The following is a 20,379-nucleotide window of genomic DNA, read 5'->3' as shown; positions in this document are numbered from 1 at the left end:
GAGACGATGAACAACACTGTCATCTCCAAGAACGAGGGAGCGGTCGCCTGGGTAAGGCTGAATCGCCCGGAGCGGCTGAATGCGATGAATCGGCAGCTCGTCGATGGGCTCTCCCGGGCGCTCGCCGACGCGGAAGCGGACGAAGGCATACGCGCCGTGATTCTCCATGGCGAGGGCAGGGCGTTCTGTTCCGGCGACGACCTCAAGGATCTCGATGCGCAGACCGCTTGCGAGGCGGATACGCGAGCCTGGGTCGAGGCCATTCAGAACATCACGCTCCAGATCATGCAGTCGCGCAAGATCGTGATTGCGGCCGTGCACGGCTGGTGCGTCGGAGGCGCGCTGGAATGGGCCATCAACTGCGATTTCCGGCTGTTTTCCGAAAGTGCCCGCTGGTTCTTTCCCGAGGTGACCTACGGCTTGTTCGTGACGGGAGGCGTAACCGCATTGCTGACGAAGCAGGTCGGGCCACAAGTGACGAAGGAGCTTCTCATGCTCGGCGAGCGGCACGATGCGAGGAAGGCGCTGGACGTCGGCATCGCCTGGAAGGTCGTCCCGGACGATCGCCTGCTGGAGGAGGCGCGGGAACTGGCTCTGAGGATCGCGGAGCGTCCCGCAGACGCTGTCGCGGACGCCAAGCGCGCCATCAATGCCGGCCTTCACTCGACCCTTCAGGAAGCTATGGCACGAGAGACCGCAGCCACGGTTCGTGGTTTCCTCTCTCCGCAGGCGCAGGCAAGAGCAAAAGAGTTTTGACCGTGTCGCAAACAACAGTCACCGTTTCCCGCTCGCCCGTTCCGGGCATGCACGACGACGAGATCGAAGACCGCGTCCTGCCGAAGATCCTTCTCCGTCAGGCCGAGCGTTTGGGATCGGCGCCCTTTCTCGATATTTGCGGCCGCCGGGCAAATTTCGAGGAGATGTTCGATGTCTCCTGGCGACTGGCGAGCGGTTTTCGCATGCTGGGCATCGGCAGGTCCGACCGGGTTGCGATGCTGCTTCCCAATTGCTTCGAACTCGTGGCGACCTGGTTTGCGGTTTCGAATCTCGGAGCCATCGAAGTGCCGAACAATCCCGGTCTGAAGGGCGAACTGCTCTGGCACAATCTGAACAATTGCGGGGCGGGGGTGCTGGTCACCGACGCGCGTGGCGTGATCGAGCTCGCAAGGTTGGAGCACAGGCTGCCGGACCTGAGTACTCTCGTCCTGGTCGGCGTCGATCCCGCCGAAGCGCGTGCGGCCGGCCTGCGGATCGACCGCATCGTCCGCTTCGAGGAATGCCTGGCCTCCCTGCCGACCGTCGACCTTGCAGGGCTGCATTATTCCGACCCGATGGCGATCCTCTATACTTCCGGTACGACCGGCCCCGCCAAGGGCGCCCTGATGTCGCATCATCATTGCTATTCATGGGCGGCGGCCATGGCCGCCAATCTCGGATACAGCACCGACGACAGCTATTTTTCGGCATTGCCGCTGTTTCATACCGATGCCCAGATGTTCGGCGTCTACTTGCCTTTGATCTACGGCACCCGGGCGACGCTGGTCGAAGGGTTCAGCGCCTCGCGTTTCTGGGAGCAGGTTCGTGAAAGCGGTGCGAGCGCGACCAATCTCCTCGGAGCCATGGCCGTCATACTGATGCGGGCGGCGCCCTGCGAAAGCGACAAGGATAATCCGGTGCGGGTTTGCCAGTGCATTCCCATGGTGCCGGAAAAGGAGGCCTTCGAGCAGCGCTTCGGCATGCGCCTCGTCACTGGTTACGGCCAGACGGAAACCAGCTTCGTGACCCTCGACACGGTGGATGCCACGCGGCCGGGCTCTTGCGGAAAGCCGCACCCCGACTGGGAAGTGGCCGTCGTCGACGAAAAGGACAGGCCGCTGCCGCCGGGCACGGTCGGCGAGATCGTCTCGCGCCCGAAAAAGAGCTGGAGCATGTTTTCCGGCTACTACCAGGCAGACACCAAGACGGTGCAGACTCTGAGAAACCTCTGGTACCATTCCGGCGATGCGGGGGTGATGGACGAGGATGGCTGGCTCTACTTCAAGCACCGGCTGAACGAGGCCATCCGGCGCCGGGGCGAGAATATCTCTGCCTATGAGGTGGAAACGCTGGCCGAAGCGCATCCCGATGTCGTCGAGAGCGCCGCATTCGGCGTCGCGTCCGAGTTCACCGAGGAGGACATCATGGTGGTCGCTTCGCGCCGGCCGGGCTCGACGCTGACGCCGGCGGAACTGCTCGACCATTTCCGCGCGCTGGCGCCGCGCCATATGGTCCCTCGTTACCTCGAGATCACGGACGCGCCGCTTCCGCGCACCCCGACCGAGAAGGTCGCCAGGAGCATCCTGCGGCAGCGCGGTGTCAGCCCGGGGACATTCGACCGGGGTTCACGCTGATCCCGCCTCACCGGCGCCCGCTCGGCTTGCCATCCTCCCTTCGATGCGAGAAGTAGGAGCGTATCGAATTGAGCTGCGGCAGCCGACGTCTGTAACCGGCAGCCGATCCACGCGGACTTCTCCGGATTGCGGCGGTCCGCCGAACCGGAGAAAGGGCGAATGACGACAATCACGATAGACGATGCGCTCGACCGCGCCGGAACCGGCGCCTACCAGCGCCGCCTCATCGCCATTTTCGGTCTGGTTTGGGCAGCCGACGCGATGCAGGTGCTGGCGGTGGGCTTCACGGCCGCATCGATCGCCGCCACTTTCGGCCTGTCGGTTCCGCAAGCGCTGCAGACGGGCACGCTGTTCTTTCTCGGGATGTTGTTCGGCGCCGCGGGTTTCGGCAGGCTTGCGGACCGCATCGGCCGCCGGCGCGTCCTGATTGCCACCGTCGCCTGCGACGCAGTCTTCGGCCTGCTGTCGGTCTTTGCACAGGATTTTTCCGTCCTGCTTCTGCTGCGGTTCCTCACCGGCGCGGCGGTGGGGGGAACTCTGCCGGTCGACTATGCGATGATGGCGGAGTTTCTGCCCGCTCGCAATCGCGGCCGCTGGCTGGTGATGCTGGAGGGCTTCTGGGCCGTCGGCACGCTCATCGTTGCGCTCGCCGCATGGGGTGCGAGCCTCGCCGGAGTAGCGGACGCCTGGCGCTACATTTTCGCCGTGACTGCACTGCCGGCGCTGATCGGCCTGGGGCTGCGTTTCCTGGTGCCGGAATCGCCGCTCTATCTGCTTCGCCGCGGAAAGACCTCCGAGGCGAAGGCCATCGTCGATCGGATCCTCGTCGTCAACGGCAAGACGCAGCTTGGTGCCGATGCATCGCTGGTGCCGTCGCCGGTGGCGCAGAGCGCCGGCATTTTTTCGGTCGATCTTCGCAAGCGCAGCCTGATGATCCTAGCCATCTGGTTTCTGGTCTCGATATCATATTACGGCGTCTTTACCTGGATGCCTCCGCGGCTCGCGGGCGAAGGCTTCGGGTTCGTTCGGGGCTACGGTTTCCTCGTCGTCCTGGCGTTGGCGCAGATCCCCGGCTACGCGCTGGCCGCCTACGGGGTCGAGAAATGGGGCCGAAGACCTACCCTGATAGGCTTCTGCCTCCTCTCGGCACTTGGCTGCCTGCTCTTCGTGATTGCCGGCACTGCAACGCTGATCGGGACTTCGCTCCTGATCATGAGCTTCGCCTTGCTCGGCACCTGGGGCGCGCTTTATGCCTATACGCCGGAACTCTATCCTACGGCATCGCGGGCGACGGGAATGGGTGCTGCCGGCGCCATGGCCCGGCTCGGCGGCTTGCTCGCTCCATCGCTGATGGGTCTGGTGGTGGCGCAGAGTTTCGGTCTCGCCATCGGCATCTTTGCCGGCCTTCTGCTCGTGGCTGCCGTTGCGGCCTTTCTGATCGACGCCGAGACGCGCCAGGTATCGCTGGCCTGAGCTCTCCGCAATGATGTGAGCTCGCTGCGATTCCCGGGATGCGGACGGAAAGCCGAACAAGAACGCAATCAGATGGCAAGCACACGGTGTGCTCGCGCGGGGAGCACATCACACACAGACAAATGCTACCGATTCAGGTGCTTTTTATCTTGCCGTTCATTCCATTGGGGTAGAAGCCGCCCTTGCTGACGCCTTCCTTGTCGGAGAGATAAACGATGCGTAGCACCTCTTGCGGGGTCCGGGTGAACGCGATCGCATCCGGCGTCGAGGGAACGATGTTGGCCTTGCCATCCATCTGAATGCCCTGATCCTTGTCTTCCGCGCCATCAATTTTATCCCGTGCGTCGGATACCGCTTGCGCGGCCTTCCAGGCTTCTTCGCCCTTCCGGTAAAGGGCGGATCGCGCCATGCCCATGTGATAGGCCTCGACTGCCAGGATGCCGGCGGCGGCGGCGAGAAAGTCCTTGTTCTTGAGGACGGTGGCTGCTCCGGCATAGGCGGTAACGCCAACATCTTCGAATAGCATGCCGCCGAGCACGAAGTTCGTCTCATTACCGAACGGATCAAAGTCCTCGCCGAGCCCCGCCGCTTTCGCGACCGCGGCAAAGCCGGCGTCGAAATCAATGGCCGGCCTCGGCACAGCCTGATCTGCGAGCGTCTTGCGATAGAATCTGACGTGCGCAAGTTCGTTTTCCGCAACCTCCCGCATGAACGCGCCAATCGCAGGGGTAGCGAAGGAGACTTGCTTGCCGCCGGTCACCGGGCCGGCGTCAGAACCTGCATCGGAATCATCGATGCCTTTGCCCGTCGTGCCACGCAGATAGTACTCAGCTTCCATGAATTCGAGGTTGAGCGCAAACTGGAATATGTCCTCGTCCTCGACGTCACTCGGCTCGTCGGCCTGCGATGTCGCGGGGAAGCCTGCGGTTGAAACGAGCGTTGCCCCGAGGCCAAGCTGCAAAAGGCGGCGGCGCGGAAGGAAAATTGATGGCAGTGCGCGGATCATGGCTTCCTCCTTGAAGCCCGCCCGCCGTCAGTCTTGGCTCCTCAGGTGCGGGCCAACTCCGTTGAACGTTGCACGAGCCGAAATGTTCCGGAACATGCCTGCTGTCGCCCCTTATCCGACTTCGTCTCAGGCTTGCTGCATCTCGTCCGCGCGTAACCGGCTCGAAATCTGCTGTACCGCCGTTCGATAATCCCATAAGATGTCTGCGACAACTAACAGTCGCAGTCATATGATGATTTTAAGATGCGGGGTATGGGAATATTCATGCCGAGTACGAAAAAGGGAGGCGCGCGCCCGTCGCTGTCCTCGCAGGTGGCAGACGCCATAAAGGCGCAGATCGAGGCAGGATACTATGCGCCGGGCGACAAGTTGCCGACCGAGCCGGCTTTGATCGACAAGTTCGGCTTCAGTCGGACGGTGGTGAGGGAGGCGATCGCGGCGCTTAGGGCCGATGGCCTGGTGGAGTCGCGGCAGGGGTCGGGCGTCTTCGTGATAGGGCCGCGGCAGAGCGACCCGGGCCTCAGGCTTTTCACCGGCGAGACCGACAAGATTTCCGATATCATCGAGGAGCTCGAACTGCGCATCGGCATCGAAGTCGAGGCGGCAGGCCTGGCGGCGGCGCGCAGTTCCCCGGCGCAGGAGGCCGAAATCCAGACCCAGGTCGAGCGCTTTGCCCATCTCGTCGCCGAAGGAAAGCCCACGGATGAGGCCGATTTCCAGTTTCACATGGCTATAGCGACGGCCACCAACAACACCCGCTTCCGCACCTTTCTGGAGCATGTCGGGCGTCGCATGATCCCGCGCGTGAAGTTTCGCACGGTCATGGGCGGCGTGGATCCGTTGCCGAGCCGGGACGAGCCCATTCTCCTAGAGCACCGCGAGATCGCCGAGGCGATCCTTGCGCGGGATCCGGACCGGGCCCGGGAGGCCATGCGCCGCCATCTCGTCACCGGGATCAAGCGGTACCGCTCGCTGACGACCTGGCGCCCGAGCGAAAAATCCGGCGAGGTTGATTGACTCATCTCAAAAGTCATCATATGAATTTCCCGTCTTAAGCTCGCAGCCGGAGGGAATTCATTGTCGCCTGAAGAAATCAAGTCGCGTGTCGGTTCGGGGCTCTTGTCCTTTCCGGTCACGCACTTCACGTCGGACTACAAGCTTAATCTGGAGAGCTACCGACGTCATGTGGAGTGGCTTTCCGGCTTTGAGGCCGCGGCCCTGTTCGCTGCCGGCGGCACCGGCGAGTTCTTTTCGCTCTCGCCGAACGAAGTGGGCCAGGTCACCCGTGCGGCCAAGGACGTATCGGGCGAGGTGCCGATCATTGCGGGTTGCGGCTACGGCACGTCCCTTGCCGTCGAGACCGCGAAGATCGTCGAGGAGGCGGGTGCCGACGGTATTCTCCTGCTGCCGCACTACCTGACGGAAGCGCCGCAGGAAGGCATCTATGCCCATGTGAAGGCCGTCTGCGATTCGACGGGCCTCGGCGTCATTCTCTACAACCGCGCCAATTCGGTCGCCAATGCCGACACGGTCGCGCGCCTTGCCGAGGCCTGCCCCAACCTGATCGGCTTCAAGGACGGCACCGGCAAGGTGGACCTCGTGCGTCATGTGACGGCCCGGCTCGGCGACCGGCTCTGCTATATCGGCGGCATGCCGACCCATGAGCTCTTCGCGGAAGGCTTCAACGGCGTCGGCGTCACGACCTATTCGTCGGCGGTTTTCAATTTCGTGCCGGAACTGGCGCAGCGCTTCTACCGGGCCATGCGTGCCGGCGACAAGGCGGTGATGGAAGGCATTCTTCATACGTTCTTCTTCCCCTTCGCGGCCCTGCGCGACCGCAAGGCCGGCTATCCGGTTTCGATCATCAAGGCGGGTGTGGAGCTTGCCGGTTTTGCGCCGGGCCCGGTTCGCCCGCCTCTGGTCGACCTGACCGGCGAGGAGCGGGAGATCTTGCAGGGGCTGATAGAGGCATCGCGCCGCTGAAAAGAAACATCGGGCCATGCGCCAGGAGGATGGCGCCCGCCTTAAACGTCGTCGTTCCAACTGGGGAGGAGTGCAATGGGAAACAAATCTGTTCGCGTCATCGCGGGCGCAATGGTGGTGGCCGGCTGGGCCGGCTGGGCCGGCGCGCAGAGCGCCTCGGAAATCAAGATCGTCCTGCCGGAACAGCCGGCCAATCTTGAGCCCTGCGGTACCATCATCACCAATGTCGGTCAGATATTGAGCCGCAACGTCGTCGAGCCGCTGACCATCGTCGATCCGAAAAGCGGTCAGCCGACACCCGGTCTTGCGACCGAGTGGAAGCAGACCGATCCGAACACCTGGCAGCTCAAGCTGCGTCAAGGAGTCAAGTTCCAGGACGGAGCCGCTTTCAATGCCGAGGCGGTCAAATTCTCGATCGAGCGGATGACCGGCGGCAAGCTGACCTGCAGCAACATCGCCAAGTTCGGCGATGCCAAGCTGACGGTCACGCCGATCGATGACCTGACGGTCGAGATCAAATCGGACAAGCCACAGCCGATTCTGCCGACGCTGCTCAGCGTGGTCATGATCGTCTCGCCGAACACGCCGGCGGACAAGGCCGTGAACGATCCGGTCGGAACCGGACCCTTCAAGCTTTCGAGCTTCACCCCGCAGACGGTCGTGCTGGAAGCCTTCGACGGCTACTGGGGCGAGAAGCCGGCCATTGCCAAGGCCAGCTATGTCTGGCGTCCGGAGTCCTCGATTCGCGCCGCCATGGTGGAGACCGGCGAGGCCGATCTGACGCCGTCCATTGCGATCCAGGACGCGACCAATCCGGAAACGGACTTCGCCTATCTGAACTCCGAAACCACGGCGATCCGCATCGATGCCGGCTTTGCTCCGCTCGACGACGTCCGAATCCGCAAGGCGCTGAACCTGGCAATCGACTGGGATGGTCTCGCGCAGCTTTTCGGCGAGGACGTACAGCGGGCTTCGCAGATGGTCGTCACCGGCATCAACGGCCACGACGACAAGCTGGCGCCCTGGGCCTTCGATGCCGAAAAGGCGCGCGCACTGATTGCCGAGGCCAAGGCCGCAGGCGTACCGGTCGATACCGAAATCGAACTGATCGGCCGCAACGGCATCTACCCCAACGGTACGGAAGCCATGGAAGCCATGATGGCCATGTGGCAGGATGTCGGCCTGAACGTCAAGCTGACGATGCTCGACGTGAACGATTGGCTGCGCTACCTGCAGAAGCCTTTCCCGGAGAGCCGCGGGCCGAACCTGCTGCAGATGATGCACGACAACAACAAGGGTGATGCCGCCTTCACCGTTCCGATCTTCTACACCTCGGGCGGAAGCTATTCGACCTTCGAGGATGCGGGACTCGACAAGGAGGTCGCCGATGCCATGGCTGCCACCGGCGAGGACCGTACGGCAAAGTTCAAGGCGATCTTTGGGAAGGTGCATGACGATCTCGCGGTCGACATCCCGATGTTCCACATGATCGGCTACACCCGGGTCGGCAGCCGCCTCGAGTGGAAGCCGGACATCACGACCAACAGCGAGATCCCGCTCGCCAATATCGCCCTCAAGGACTGAGTGTCACCATCCGGGCGAGCGCGCGACACGTTCGCGCGCTCGCATGAACTGCAAGGGAATCCAGAGGCTCCGCATGATGCTCGGCTATATCGGCCGGCGGGCATATCACAGCGTAATTTCGGTGATCGGCCTGCTGACGCTCGTCTTCTTCCTCACGCGTTTGACCGGCGATCCGTCGGCCCTCTACCTGCCGCTCGATTCAAGTCTCGAGGCGCGCCAGGCCTTCGCCCGCCTGAACGGTCTGGACCAGCCGATTTACGTGCAGTTCTTCCAGTATCTGCACAACCTCCTATCCCTGGATTTCGGCCAGTCCTTGCGGCAGAACCGGTCGGCGATCGAGGTCGCTCTCGAGGCCTTTCCGGCCACGTTGAAGCTGGCTTTGGTCGCGATGACGCTCGCAACCGTTCTGGCCATCGTCGTCGGCGCGCTGGCCGCTGCCCGTCCCGGGAGCCTGTTCGACCGCGTCGCCGGTCTCGTTTCGCTGGCGGGTGCGAGCACTCCCGATTTCTGGATCGCGATCGTCGGCATTCTCGTCTTCGCGGTCGGGCTCGGCATGTTGCCGACGTCGGGTACGGGCACTGCCCTGCACTGGATCATGCCGATCGTCGTGCTGATGCTGCGTCCCTTCGGGCTGCTGGTCCAGGTTGTGCGTGGCACGATGATCTCTGCGCTCGCCTCGCCCTTTATCAAGACCGCCCACGCCAAAGGCATGAAGCGTCGCAAGATCATCTTCGGTCACGCGCTCAGGAATTCGCTGCTGCCGGTGATCACCGTCGCCGGCGACCTGGCGACCGGTCTGATCAACGGCGCCGTCGTCGTCGAGACGATCTTCGGCTGGCCGGGCATCGGCAAGCTGATGATCGATTCGATCATTCAGCGCGATTTTGCCGTGGTGCAATCGACGATCCTCGTCACGGCAATCGCCATCTTCATCGTCAACATCGCGATCGATCTTCTTTACGCAGTGCTCGATCCGCGCATCCGCTACTGAGGGGAGGCGACAATGACCGACCTGGCATTGCCATCCGTAAGATCGCCCGGCGCCCTGCGGCAGCTCGCAATCTATCTCACCCGGGACAAGCTGGCGCTCTGCGCAGCCGTCTTTCTCTTCGTGCTCATCGTCTGCGTGCTTGTCGGACCGCTCTTCGTCGGCGAACTTGCGGGCAAGCTCGGGCTCAGGCAACGCAACCTGCCGCCCTTCGCACTGGAACACGGGTTCATCTACATTCTGGGAGCCGATACGCTCGGGCGGCCGATCCTGGCGCGGCTGATCGTCGGGGCGCAGAACACGCTTGGCATCGCGGCCGCTGCCGTCTTCTGCTCCATGGCTTTAGGCGGCATTCTCGGCCTTGCCGCCGGCTATTCGGAGCGCTGGTACAGCCACGTCATCCTGCGCCTGGCCGATGTGGTGATGAGCTTTCCCTCGCTGCTGCTGGCGCTCATCGTGCTCTATACGCTCGGTCCCAGCATGACGAACCTCGTGATCGTGCTGGCGATTACCCGCATGCCCATCTTCATCCGCACCGCACGGGCCGAAGTGCTCGAACTGCGCGAACGCATGTTCGTCAGTGCCGCGCGCTCCATGGGCGCAAGTACCGGACGCATCCTGTTCCGTCATATCGCGCCGCTCGTGCTGCCGACGCTGGTAACGATAGCCGCGATCGATTTCGCTACCGTCATCCTGGCCGAATCCTCCTTGAGTTTCCTCGGGCTTGGCATTCAGCCTCCGGATTTCACCTGGGGCGCCATGGTGGCCAACGGCCGCGGTTATCTGAAGACGGCGTGGTGGATCGCTTTCTGGCCGGGGCTCGCGATCCTGCTGACGACGCTTTCCCTGAACATTCTCGCCAGCTGGGCCCGGACCGTCGCCGATCCGCTGCAGCGCTGGCGTCTGCAATCGCTGCGAAAGGCTCCGCGATGAACGCGCCGGACAAACCCATACTGCGGATCGATAAACTCACGGTCGACTTCCTGTCCGAAGGCGACCCCGTGCGTGCCGTCGACGACGTCTCGTTCGACGTCTGCCCGGGGGAAACCCTCGTCATCCTGGGCGAGAGCGGATCGGGAAAGAGCGTCAGCACCGGAACGGTGATGGGGCTGATCGATTGCCCGCCGGGCGACATCGTCTCGGGCTCGCTGGTGTTCGACGGGACGGATCTTTCCCGCCTCGATGACGAAGGCCGGCGTGAACTGAACGGCCGCCGCATCGCCATGATCTTCCAGGATCCGCTGGCCTATCTCAACCCGGTCTATACTGTCGGCAGGCAGATCGCCGAGGTGTTCGAGAGCCATGGCGGAGGCGAGGGGGGTGCGGTGCGCGACAAGGTCGTTCGGCTGCTCGAACGGGTCGGAATTCCTGAAGCCGACGAGCGGATCGACTATTATCCGCACCAGTTCTCGGGCGGACAGAGGCAGCGCGTGATGATCGCCATGGCGATCGCGCTGAAGCCGGACATCCTGATCGCCGACGAGCCGACCACGGCACTCGACGTCAGCGTTCAGGCACAAATCCTCGAACTCCTGCGGGACCTGCAGCGCGAGACCGGCATGGCGCTGATCATGATCACCCACGATCTCGAGGTCGCCGCGGCCATGGCGGATCGGATCATCGTGATGAATGGCGGCAAGGTGGTGGAGAGCGGCAAGGCCGAGGACGTGTTTACCAATCCGAGCCACGCCTATACCCGCCGGCTGATGTCGGCCGTGCCCCATGCCGACGCGCCGAAAGCGCCTCGGAATGCCGCACAGGGCGAGGTCCTGCTGCAGGTCGCCCATTTAAGCAAGCATTACAAGCTGGGGTCCGGTCCGTTCTCGCCCAAGCGGGAGTTCAAGGCCGTAGACGACGTCAGTTTCACGCTTCGGCGCGGGGAAACGGTCGGTATCGTTGGCGAGTCCGGTTCGGGTAAATCGAGCATTGCACGCATGCTGCTGAGACTGAACGTGCCGACGTCGGGCGCGGCACTCTTTGCCGGCGAGGACATTTTCAAGCTCAAGGGCAGGGCGCTCGACGATTTCCGCCGAAGGGTGCAGATGGTGTTCCAGGATCCGTTCGGGTCGATGAATCCGCGCATGAACGTCCGCTCGATCATTTCCGAACCCTGGGCGATCCATGGGGACATCCTGCCGCGCGGACGTTGGAACGACCGAGTCGTGGAGCTGCTGGAGCTTGTCGGCTTGAAGGCGGAGCATGCTGAACGGCATCCGCATCAGTTTTCGGGCGGGCAGCGGCAACGCATCGCCATTGCCCGGGCACTCGCCAGTGAACCCGAGCTGATCGTCTGCGACGAGGCGGTTTCGGCGCTCGACGTGTCGATTCAGATGCAGGTCATCGAGCTTCTGGCCGATCTCCGCCAGCGCCTCGGCCTCTCCTACATCTTCATTACCCACGATCTGCCCATCGTGCGCCAATTCGCCGACCGGATCCTGGTGATGCAGCGCGGCAGGATCGTCGAGGAAGGCGAGACGGAAGCCCTTTTCGTCTCGCCTCGGCACGAATACACGCAAGCCCTGCTGCGGGCCGTTCCGCAGCCGAAGTGGTTGCAGCGCGATCCGGCGCCGATCGCGGGGTAGAGCATTCCGGGAAAGTTTGAAACGGCTTTCCGGTCGGATACTCAGGTGCGCTCTGTCCCCCGAGCGCTTGACTCATGTCTGCAGCAGTAAATATAACGCACTAACCAGTTACATCATAATTGCAGTGTAGCTGCTGTTTCGACCGATGACCGGGGAGGGGATCGATGAGAGTGTTCGGCATGCAGCATATCGGCTTCACCGTGCCGCATCTGGAGGAGGCGGTTCGCTTCTTCGAAGCTGCCTTCGGCGCCGTGACGTGTTTGGAGACCGGACGCATCGAAGCGGACGACGCCTTCATGCAGAGAAGGCTCGGCGTGCCTGCCGGCTGCAGGATCGAGAACATAAAGGTTCTTCGAATTGGCAACGGCACCAATCTCGAACTTTTTCAATATTCGGGCGAGGAAGGCCGCGACGAGCCATTGAAGCGCAACAGTCAACCCGGCGGCTTTCATCTGGCGTTTGAGGTGGATGACTGCCACGCGGCCGCGGATCGGCTGCGCCAGGCGGGCGTCGACGTGCTGGAGGGGCCGACATTCGTGGACGCCGGCGCGATGCAGGGCCTCACCTGGCTCTACCTGCGTGCGCCGTGGGGGCAGTTCCTCGAACTCGTAAGCATGAACGGTGCGCTGGGCTATGAGCGGGCCGGTGGGCCGAAGCAGTGGTCCCCGGTAACGGGAGAGTGATTTCATCATTCATCGCAAGAACGCCGTCTCCGGCGGAAAGGAGTGCGCTTGCCCCACGAGATAACGATCCCTGCGAAGCAGACGTTCCGACTCGACCGGTATGAGGACTTGCCGCTAAACTTCGGCGAAGTCCGCGGGCGGACGCTTTGTACTCTGGTCAGCCCCGGCACCGAACTCGGCTGGGCGAATGGCGATGTTTTTCCAATTCGGCCCGGCTACTCTGCTGTTTTCGAGGTGGAAGATGTGGCGGACGGCGTGGCTGGTGTTCTGCCCGGTGAACTGCGTTTCGCGATGGGCATGCACCGGAGCACTCAGACGCATATGGCGCGGGACACGGTTCCATTGCCGGCCGGCATGAGGCCCGAGATCGCCGTTCTCTCGCGCCTCATGGGCGTGTCGCTCACGACCCTCATGACGACGAAGGCCCGGCCTGGCGATCACGTCGTCGTCACTGGAGCCGGCCCGGTCGGTCTTCTCGCGGCGCAGCTCTTCAAGATTTCCGGTTACCGCATTACCGTCGTCGATCCGGACCCGCTGAGAAGGGCGCAACTCGCCAGTTGCGGCATCTCCGATTGCCGCGAGCGTGTCCCGCTTCAGTCGTCGCTTCAAGGGCAGGTCGCGCTCGTTCTTGATTGTTCCGGCCACGAAGGGGCCGTGCTCGACGCATGCCGCATCGTTCGCCGCCTGGGCGAGGTCGTCCTGGTTGGCGTTCCATGGCGCAAGCTGACCGAGATCTCCGCGCATGAGATTCTGCACGCGGTTTTCTTCAACCTTGTAACCCTGCGGTCGGGCTGGGAATGGGAATTGCCGGTCCATGCGCGTGCATTCGAGTGGGAGGAACTGCTGGGCGGTTACAATAACGCGCGTCACAGCGTCTTCGGAGGGTTCGCCCGGGCACTCGACTGGCTGGCAGAGGGAAGAATTGAACTCGACGGACTGCTGCGCCGCGTTTCTCCGGCCGATCCTGCCTCTCTCTACGCAGACATTGCCGCAAGGCATATGGACGAACCGTTCATCGTCCTTGATTGGACCAATTTCGACGGACCCGGCTGAAGGTATCGTTATCTAAGCGCAGACCATGCGCATGATGGTCTCTATGTTGAATTGAACGCGCTCTTCGAGCGCGTCTTTCGCCATCAGGTCACGCTCGAAAACGATCGAACCGGTGAAGCGGTTGGTGATGTAGTAATAGCCGATGGCCGCGATGGTGAGGTTCAGTTGCACCGGGTCGATTCCCGGCCGGAAAACCCCCTCGGAAACGCCCCGCTCCAGCAGTTCCTTGACCATGCCGACGAATTTTCGACTGGTTGCACGGACCACCTGGGACTTCTTCAAGTGCTTGGCGCGATGAAGGTTCTCGCTGTTGACCAGCGTTATGAACTCCGGGTGCTTCAGATAGTATTCCCAGGTGAAACGCACGAGTCTTTCAAGGGCGGCCTTGGGTTCAAGGTCATTCAGGTTGAGCTTTTGTTCCGCGGTCCGGATCCCGTTATAGGCGTCTTCGAGAACGGTCTGGAAGAGGTGGTCCTTGCCGTCGAAGTAGTGGTAAATCATCCGCTTGTTGGCGTTTGCCTTCTCGGCGATCACGTCCACCCTGGCGCCCCCCAAGCCGTTTTTCGCGAATTCCTTCTTCGCGGCCTCGAGGATGCGCGCCTTGGTTGCTTCGGCATCGCGCAGCCGCGGTTTCCCGGCTGCTTTCGCTTTCTGTGCACTCGTCGTTCTCAAGGTCTGACCTTCGCGCGTTCATAGCTTGTGTTGCCCGACTCATACACGCCCGCCGGTATAGCCGTCAAAGCCGCCTGCCGAGATGTTCGCTTCATGAAAATATACGAAAACCCTTGACTCATGCAACACTAAACAAGTAACTAGTTAGTGCGTTAACGGCAATGGCGGCGGAAGAAAGATGCGGGCGGGGAATGATCCTTCTCCTCCATGAAGCCGTCGGTGCCGGACACTCAACTGCATTGGGAGGAATGCGAATGTCGACATTCATCAAGAACTTCATCGAGCGTGAGACGATCAGCCGTCGCCACTTTCTGCTTGCCTCGGCCGCAGGTCTGGGGGCAGCGGTCCTGCCAAACCCGTTTGGCGGCGGCGCGCGCGCTGCATTGAGGGATCCCGCGATCGCCTGGAGCTATCGCGACCGCGCTTCGGCCTATTGGAACTCGGTCGTTTCCGGCGGCGAAGCGTTCGTCGAATCGCTCGGCAAGCCGAAGAGCGCGCTCGTAAGCCTGATCAACGAAGGGTCCTCCGAGAAATCTCTGGCCGACATCAAGGCCTTCCTTGCCAAGAACAATGGAAAGTGCGCCCTCGCCTGCGATGCCAATGACAGCCCGAATGCGCGGCCGATCGTCGAGGCAGTGTCGGCTGCGGGCGGCTACATCGCCACGATCTGGAACAAGACCGATGATCTCCATCCATGGGATTTCGGCGACAACTACGTGTCGCACATGACCTGGTCGGACGAGAAGCCCGCCGAAGAAACCGCACGCATCCTGTTCGAAGCCATGGGCGGCGAGGGCGGGGTCGTCCACCTGGGCGGCATTGCCGCCAACAACCCTGCGGTCGAGCGGCTCAACGGCCTCAAGAATGCACTGAAGGACTTTCCCAACATCGAACTGCTCGATGCGCAGCCGGCGGATTGGGACACGCAGAAAGGCGCGGCACTGATGTCGTCCTTCCTGACCCGCTACGGCGACAGGATCAAGGGTGTGCATTGCGCCAACGACAACATCGCCTACGGCGTCATCGAGGCGCTGCGCGCCGAAGGCCTCGAGGGCATGCCGATCGTGTCCTATGACGGCAATCCCGAAGCGGTGCAGATGGTCATGGACGGCCAGCTGCTCGCGACGGTCTTCACCAATCCGCACTGGGGCGGTGGCATCACCTCGGCGCTCGCCTACCATGCGGCAATCGGCAGCTTCAAGCCGTCGGAAGAGCCGAAAGAGCATCGCGAGTTCTACGGACCGACCGTCCTGGTCAGCAAGAAGGATGCCGAGGAATTCAAGGCCAAGTATCTGGATTCGGTTCCGAAATACGATTGGGCCGACTTCTGGGGGCCTTCGAACGGACAGATTCAGTATCGGTCCTGACGCTTTTTCAGGGGACGGCGCGCAGCCGACCGTCCCCGTCATCTTTATCCGAGACCATGCGAAAGGTGCCCATCGTGACCCGGCCCATATCGCGCGAGACCCTGATCAAATGGGCGCCTCTTCTGGTGCTCGTCGCGCTTGTGATCTTCTTTACGGTTTTGAACCCGACATTCTTCTCGGCCCGCAACTTCGCGCGCATCGCCATCGCATCCGCCCCCGCCTTGATGGTGGCCGTGGGCGTGACTTTCATCATCATCATGGGCTCGATCGACCTTTCCATGGAAGGTGTCATCTCGCTTACGGCCGTGCTCTTTTCCTTTGCCTTCATAAAGCTCGGCGGCACCTTGCTGGGCACGGCGTGGCTCGCCGTTCCGCTGGTCCTGATCATAGGCGGGCTTATAGGCTTCCTGAACGGCCTGATCCACGTCAAACTGCGGGTACCCTCGTTCATGGCGAGCCTCGCCATGGGTTTCGTCGGAACCGGCGCCGCAATTCTGGTCACGGGCGGCGACATAGTGCGGGTCGGCGATCCGGCGTTCCGCGGCCTCTTGACCGTCAGATGGCTTGGCTTCCCGCTCATGGTGTACGTGGCCGCCGTATTCCTGATCGTCGCCTGGTTCATCCAGGAACACACAAGGCTCGGCCGCAACTTCTATGCGGTCGGCGGCGGAGAAGAACTGGCGCATGCCTCGGGCCTCGACGTCAGCCGCGTGCGCATCGCCGGCTTTGGGCTTGCAGGCATGTTTTACGCGATTGCGGCAGTCCTCGTCGTCGCACGCATCGGGCAAGCGGAGTCCGTCACGGGTTCCAATTTCATGTTCGTATCGATCACCTCAGTCGTCGTCGGAGGGGTGGCCCTGTGGGGCGGCATCGGCGGCGTGTGGAATGCGCTGATCGGCGTCCTTATCGTCGGCGTCATCAACAACGGCATGGTGGTCATCGGTCTGCCGGATTTCCTTCAGGACGGCGTCCTGGGCCTCCTCGTCATCCTTGCCGTCGTGTTGTCGACCGATCGCAAGCTTGTCTCTTTCGTGAAGTGAGGGTGAGCCCATGTACGAGCTGAAGTCCCTCGACAAGAAGTTCCCCGGCGTTCATGCGCTGAAGGCGATCGACTTCCATATTAAACGCGGCGAGATCGTCGGGCTGGTAGGAGAGAACGGCGCGGGAAAATCCACCCTGATGAAGGTGATCTATGGCGCCTACCAGCCCGATGGCGGGCAGATCCTCATCAACGGCGATGCCGTGCGCTTCGCGAACCCCCGCCAGGCGATGGAAAAAGGGATCGGGATGGTGTTTCAGGAGCAGTCCCTGATCCCCAACCTCACTGTGATGGAGAACATTTTCCTCGGCTACGAGCAGCAGTTCGTCCGCCTCGGCGTCATCAACTGGAAGGAGATGGCCAAGGCCGCGAAAGCACAGCTTGCGAAGGTCAAGCTGGACATCGATCCTTCAACGGTCACGTCGAAGTTGTCCTTCGCCCAGCGTCAACTGGTCGAACTCGCAAAGGTCCTCACACTCGAAGAGCGGGTCGACGGCGATCTCGTCATCCTCCTCGACGAGCCCACCTCGGTCCTGTCGAAGGACGAAGTGCAACTCCTGTTCAAGCTCGTGCGCGAGCTCGTGACCCGTGCCTCCTTCATATTCGTCTCGCACCGAATGGACGAGGTGATGGAGCTGTCGGACCGGATCTACGTGATGAAGGACGGACAGGTGGTCGACGTCGTCGAGCGGGGCGGGCGCGGAGCCGATGCCGAATCGATCCAGCACAAGATGGTCGGGCGGAACGTCGACAAGCAATATTACCGGGAGCAGCTTCAAAAGCCCTACGATCCCTCGAGAGTCCTGGTCGAAATGTCCGGCATCGACCTGCCGGGCCGCACGAGGGACATTTCGCTCAGGCTTCACGCCGGTGAGGTCCTGTGCCTCGTCGGAACCGAAGGCTCGGGCCGGGAAGCAATATTGCGCGCAATCTACGGCATGCTCAGCCCCACCGGCGGACGCCTGAAGATCAAGGGACAGGAGGTGAAGGCATATTCGCCGCGTCAATCGGTCGGCCTCGGTGTCGGATATGTTCCGCGCGAGCGCAAGATCGAGGGCATCGTGGCGGGCATGAATGTCTACGAGAACATGACCCTCTCGCAGATGAAGAAGCATTCGACCGCAAGCGTTCTGCAGGTCGGAAAGGAGCGCGCGCTCGCGCGGGAGTGGATCAGGAAGCTCTCCATCAAGGCCCATTCCGAGCTCGCGGATTGCGGCAATCTGTCAGGCGGCAATCAGCAGAAGGTCGTTCTCGCCAAATGGCGCTCCGCTGGCGCCGATATCATGCTGCTCGATCACCCGACGCGAGGTCTCGACATCGGGGCGAAGGAGGACGTCTACGAAATGATCCGCGCCATGAACGATGCCGGCGTCGGGATCGTCCTGGTGGCAGACACGCTCGAAGAAGCGATTGGCCTCTCCCATACGATCGTCGTCGTCAAGGATGGCAGTATCCAGAAACGGTTCGATTGCGCACCCGGCGCGAAGCCCTCCCTCTATGACCTCCTGCATTACATGATCTGAGGATAAGATGGACCTACAACACCTCAAACCGCACCTGCCCTGGATCACGCTCACGGTGCTCGTCGCCATCGTCGGGATGGCCGATCCCGGTTTTCTCAAGCCGCAAAACCTCATGAGCCTCGCAGGCGACATCGTGCCGCTCTTCATCATGGCGCTCGGCCTGACCTTCGCCATCTATATCGGAGGCATCGACCTGTCGGCCCAGTCCATGGCCAACATGGTGACCGTGATTGCCTCGGTCTACCTGGCATCGATGGGAGCCTGGGTGGCCCTTCTCTGCGTGGCTGCGGGTTTTCTGCTGGGCACCTTGTCCGGCTACATCACTACGAGACTTTACGTTCCGTCCTTCATTTCCACCCTTGCCGTGGGCGGCGTCGCCTTTTCGGTCGCGCAATGGCTGTCCGGCCAGCGCGCGCTGAACATGGACGCGGCGCAACGCAACGAGACCTTCGGCTGGATGATCGGCCGGACGTGGGGGGTGCCGAACGAGCTCCTCATCGCTGCAGTGCTCCTTGTTGTCTGCCTCTTCATCGAGCGCCGGACCATTCTCGGACGGGCGCTGAAGGCCGTCGGCGCAGGCGAGCTCGCCGCAGCCGCATCGGGCTTGAACGTGGCCCGCTATAAGATACTGGCCTTTGCGATTTCCGGTGCGCTCGCGGCGATTGCCGGCCTCCTGTTCGCAGTCAAGCTTTCGGGCGGAGCGCCGACGATCGCCAACGGCTTCCTGTTGCCGGCGATCGTCGCCGTTCTCGTAGGCGGAACTCCGCTGACGGGCGGAGTGGGTGGGGTCCTCAACACAGTTATCGGCACCCTGATCGTAGCGGTCATTCGCGCCTCGATGCTCTATTTCGAGATCGATGCGACACAACAGCAAATGGTCTTCGGCATCGTCCTCATCGGCGCCATCGCCCTGACGATCGACCGGGCCAAGCTCAGGACGGTGAAGTAGGAGAGAAGGATGGCGACGATGAAAGCTGCCGTTCTCGTGGAGCCGCGCCGGTTTGAAGTCAGAGAAGTCGGCATTCCCGAGATTGGTCCGGCCGACGTCCTGATCCGCGTAACGCGGGCGGGCATATGCGGTACCGACCTCCACATCTTCAACGGCCATTACGCGGCCGATCGGTTGCCGATGGTGCCCGGGCACGAGTTCTGCGGGACGATCGCAGAGGTTGGCGAAAGCGTGACGCACCTCAAGACCGGGATGCGTGTGGTCGCGGACATCAATATTGGTTGCGGCAACTGCTACTGGTGCCGGCGCAACGAAGTTCTGAACTGCGGCGAAGTGGAGCAGGTCGGGATCGGGCGCGATGGAGCCTTTGCGCAATATGTGGCGCTTCCCGGTCGTCTGGTCTTCCCGGTTCCGGATGGAGTGCCTGAAGCCGTTCTGGCGCTCGTCGAACCGGTCGCCTGCGTCGTCCGGGCGGCGCGCAAGGCCGGTGCGGCCTTCGGTCGGTCGGGAGTGGTTCTGGGAGCGGGCCCCATCGGCAACCTGCATGTCCAGATGATGCGCCTTGTCGGCATGGCTCCGATCATCGTTGCGGATCTATCGAGCGAGCGCTGCCGCATGGCGGTCGAGGCGGGCGCGGATGCTGCGGTATCGGAAACCGCGGCGCTCAGGAGCAAGGTGCTTGAGATGACGGGCGGACGCGGCGCAGATATCGTCGTCGAAAGCGTCGGCAGCCCGAAGCTCTATCGTCAAGCCTTCGACCTGGTCCGCAAGGGCGGTCATGTGGCTTTCTTCGGGATTACCCCGCCAGGCGAAACCGTTCCGATCGAGATACTCAGGACCGTACTCGAGGAAAACAGTCTCAAGGGTTCGGTTGCGGGAATGGGGGAGGACATGCATGACGCGCTGACGCTTCTGTCCCATGGCAGGTTCCGAACCGAGGCTTTTACCGCTGCTCACTTTCCCCTCGAGCGCATTCAGGAGGCCTTCGAAACGGTTTCGGCAAGAACCGAGCACCTCAAGACCCAGATACTGCTGGATGCTTAGAGCGGGATGAGGAAAGTGTGCGCGGTTTCCACCCGCATCCCGC

Annotated in this window: 18 protein-coding genes; 16 read left to right on the top strand and 2 right to left on the bottom strand. The window is 62.3% G+C overall.

Annotated features, from left to right (window positions below; all coding sequences use genetic code 11):
- Positions 1–6: 6 nt before the first annotated feature.
- The 3 genes from CN933_RS29245 (at position 7) to CN933_RS29235 (ending at position 3,863) form a co-directional block, all read left to right on the top strand.
- On the top strand, positions 7–756 hold the full coding sequence (locus CN933_RS29245; protein WP_102763199.1) for an enoyl-CoA hydratase/isomerase family protein: 750 nt from the start codon (positions 7–9) through the stop codon (positions 754–756).
- Positions 757–758: 2 nt separating this feature from the next.
- Positions 759–2,390 (top strand): AMP-binding protein, encoded by a 1,632-nt coding sequence (locus CN933_RS29240; RefSeq protein ID WP_245425217.1) that lies wholly within the window; start codon positions 759–761, stop codon positions 2,388–2,390.
- 159 nt (positions 2,391–2,549) lie between these two features.
- Positions 2,550–3,863 carry an MFS transporter gene (locus tag CN933_RS29235; protein ID WP_102763198.1) on the top strand — a complete coding sequence of 438 codons (1,314 nt, stop codon included), beginning with the start codon at positions 2,550–2,552 and terminating at the stop codon, positions 3,861–3,863.
- Positions 3,864–3,996: 133 nt separating this feature from the next.
- Here CN933_RS29235 and CN933_RS29230 read toward each other — a convergent pair whose 3' ends face one another.
- On the bottom strand, positions 3,997–4,869 hold the full coding sequence (locus CN933_RS29230; protein ID WP_102763197.1) for a ferritin-like domain-containing protein: 873 nt from the start codon (positions 4,867–4,869) through the stop codon (positions 3,997–3,999).
- A 252-nt stretch (positions 4,870–5,121) separates the two neighbouring features.
- On the opposite strand from CN933_RS29230, the gene CN933_RS29225 reads away from it, so the two are divergent.
- From CN933_RS29225 to CN933_RS29190, 8 genes are all read left to right on the top strand, one after another.
- Positions 5,122–5,886 (top strand): FadR/GntR family transcriptional regulator, encoded by a 765-nt coding sequence (locus tag CN933_RS29225; RefSeq protein ID WP_100673307.1) that lies wholly within the window; start codon positions 5,122–5,124, stop codon positions 5,884–5,886.
- A gap of 60 nt (positions 5,887–5,946) precedes the next feature.
- Positions 5,947–6,852, top strand: coding sequence for a 5-dehydro-4-deoxyglucarate dehydratase (gene kdgD / locus CN933_RS29220; RefSeq protein WP_102763196.1), 906 nt, complete (start codon positions 5,947–5,949; stop codon positions 6,850–6,852).
- 75 nt (positions 6,853–6,927) lie between these two features.
- Positions 6,928–8,436 (top strand): ABC transporter substrate-binding protein, encoded by a 1,509-nt coding sequence (locus CN933_RS29215; RefSeq protein WP_102763195.1) that lies wholly within the window; start codon positions 6,928–6,930, stop codon positions 8,434–8,436.
- Positions 8,437–8,512: 76 nt separating this feature from the next.
- Positions 8,513–9,427: an ABC transporter permease gene (locus tag CN933_RS29210; protein ID WP_180980849.1), complete on the top strand. Its 915-nt coding sequence runs from the start codon at positions 8,513–8,515 to the stop codon at positions 9,425–9,427.
- A gap of 12 nt (positions 9,428–9,439) precedes the next feature.
- A complete protein-coding gene (locus tag CN933_RS29205; protein ID WP_100673310.1) occupies positions 9,440–10,357 on the top strand; it encodes an ABC transporter permease in 918 nt (305 codons plus the stop codon).
- Positions 10,354–12,006 (top strand): ABC transporter ATP-binding protein, encoded by a 1,653-nt coding sequence (locus CN933_RS29200; RefSeq protein ID WP_102763194.1) that lies wholly within the window; start codon positions 10,354–10,356, stop codon positions 12,004–12,006. The genes CN933_RS29205 and CN933_RS29200 overlap by 4 nt, the downstream gene beginning before the upstream one ends.
- A gap of 164 nt (positions 12,007–12,170) precedes the next feature.
- On the top strand, positions 12,171–12,689 hold the full coding sequence (locus tag CN933_RS29195) for a VOC family protein (RefSeq protein WP_102763193.1): 519 nt from the start codon (positions 12,171–12,173) through the stop codon (positions 12,687–12,689).
- Positions 12,690–12,737: 48 nt separating this feature from the next.
- Positions 12,738–13,742, top strand: a complete 1,005-nt coding sequence (locus CN933_RS29190; protein WP_102763192.1) for a zinc-binding dehydrogenase — start codon at positions 12,738–12,740, stop codon at positions 13,740–13,742.
- 12 nt (positions 13,743–13,754) lie between these two features.
- On the opposite strand, the gene CN933_RS29185 is transcribed toward CN933_RS29190, so the two are convergent.
- Entirely contained in the window at positions 13,755–14,414 is a 660-nt protein-coding gene (locus CN933_RS29185) for a TetR/AcrR family transcriptional regulator (protein WP_102763191.1), read from the bottom strand.
- Positions 14,415–14,668: 254 nt separating this feature from the next.
- On the opposite strand from CN933_RS29185, the gene CN933_RS29180 reads away from it, so the two are divergent.
- From CN933_RS29180 to CN933_RS29160, 5 genes are all read left to right on the top strand, one after another.
- Complete coding sequence (locus CN933_RS29180; RefSeq protein ID WP_180980843.1) at positions 14,669–15,781, top strand: sugar ABC transporter substrate-binding protein; 1,113 nt, start codon at positions 14,669–14,671, stop codon at positions 15,779–15,781.
- Between the two features lie 74 nt (positions 15,782–15,855).
- Positions 15,856–16,821, top strand: a complete 966-nt coding sequence (locus tag CN933_RS29175) for an ABC transporter permease (RefSeq protein ID WP_102763267.1) — start codon at positions 15,856–15,858, stop codon at positions 16,819–16,821.
- A gap of 10 nt (positions 16,822–16,831) precedes the next feature.
- A complete protein-coding gene (locus tag CN933_RS29170; RefSeq protein ID WP_102763189.1) occupies positions 16,832–18,343 on the top strand; it encodes a sugar ABC transporter ATP-binding protein in 1,512 nt (503 codons plus the stop codon).
- Between the two features lie 7 nt (positions 18,344–18,350).
- On the top strand, positions 18,351–19,292 hold the full coding sequence (locus CN933_RS29165) for an ABC transporter permease (protein ID WP_102763188.1): 942 nt from the start codon (positions 18,351–18,353) through the stop codon (positions 19,290–19,292).
- 9 nt (positions 19,293–19,301) lie between these two features.
- Positions 19,302–20,336, top strand: coding sequence for a zinc-dependent alcohol dehydrogenase (locus tag CN933_RS29160; protein ID WP_180980842.1), 1,035 nt, complete (start codon positions 19,302–19,304; stop codon positions 20,334–20,336).
- The last annotated feature ends 43 nt before the right edge of the window (positions 20,337–20,379 follow it).

This window comes from Sinorhizobium sp. M4_45, from assembly GCF_002885915.1.
GTDB lineage: Bacteria > Pseudomonadota > Alphaproteobacteria > Rhizobiales > Rhizobiaceae > Sinorhizobium > Sinorhizobium meliloti_A.
Note: the sequence above shows the minus strand (reverse complement) of the source record. Positions and strands in the feature narration are given on the sequence as shown.

Bases quoted from the DNA above. Each gene is read 5' to 3' on its own strand.
- CN933_RS29245 (WP_102763199.1), top strand. From the start codon at position 7: ATGAACAACACTGTCATCTCCAAGAACGAGGGAGCGGTCGCCTGGGTA.
- CN933_RS29235 (WP_102763198.1), top strand. From the start codon at position 2,550: ATGACGACAATCACGATAGACGATGCGCTCGACCGCGCCGGAACCGGC.
- CN933_RS29230 (WP_102763197.1), bottom strand. From the start codon at position 4,869: ATGATCCGCGCACTGCCATCAATTTTCCTTCCGCGCCGCCGCCTTTTG.
- CN933_RS29225 (WP_100673307.1), top strand. From the start codon at position 5,122: ATGGGAATATTCATGCCGAGTACGAAAAAGGGAGGCGCGCGCCCGTCG.
- CN933_RS29215 (WP_102763195.1), top strand. From the start codon at position 6,928: ATGGGAAACAAATCTGTTCGCGTCATCGCGGGCGCAATGGTGGTGGCC.
- CN933_RS29210 (WP_180980849.1), top strand. From the start codon at position 8,513: ATGCTCGGCTATATCGGCCGGCGGGCATATCACAGCGTAATTTCGGTG.
- CN933_RS29205 (WP_100673310.1), top strand. From the start codon at position 9,440: ATGACCGACCTGGCATTGCCATCCGTAAGATCGCCCGGCGCCCTGCGG.
- CN933_RS29200 (WP_102763194.1), top strand. From the start codon at position 10,354: ATGAACGCGCCGGACAAACCCATACTGCGGATCGATAAACTCACGGTC.
- CN933_RS29195 (WP_102763193.1), top strand. From the start codon at position 12,171: ATGAGAGTGTTCGGCATGCAGCATATCGGCTTCACCGTGCCGCATCTG.
- CN933_RS29180 (WP_180980843.1), top strand. From the start codon at position 14,669: ATGTCGACATTCATCAAGAACTTCATCGAGCGTGAGACGATCAGCCGT.
- CN933_RS29170 (WP_102763189.1), top strand. From the start codon at position 16,832: ATGTACGAGCTGAAGTCCCTCGACAAGAAGTTCCCCGGCGTTCATGCG.
- CN933_RS29165 (WP_102763188.1), top strand. From the start codon at position 18,351: ATGGACCTACAACACCTCAAACCGCACCTGCCCTGGATCACGCTCACG.
- CN933_RS29160 (WP_180980842.1), top strand. From the start codon at position 19,302: ATGGCGACGATGAAAGCTGCCGTTCTCGTGGAGCCGCGCCGGTTTGAA.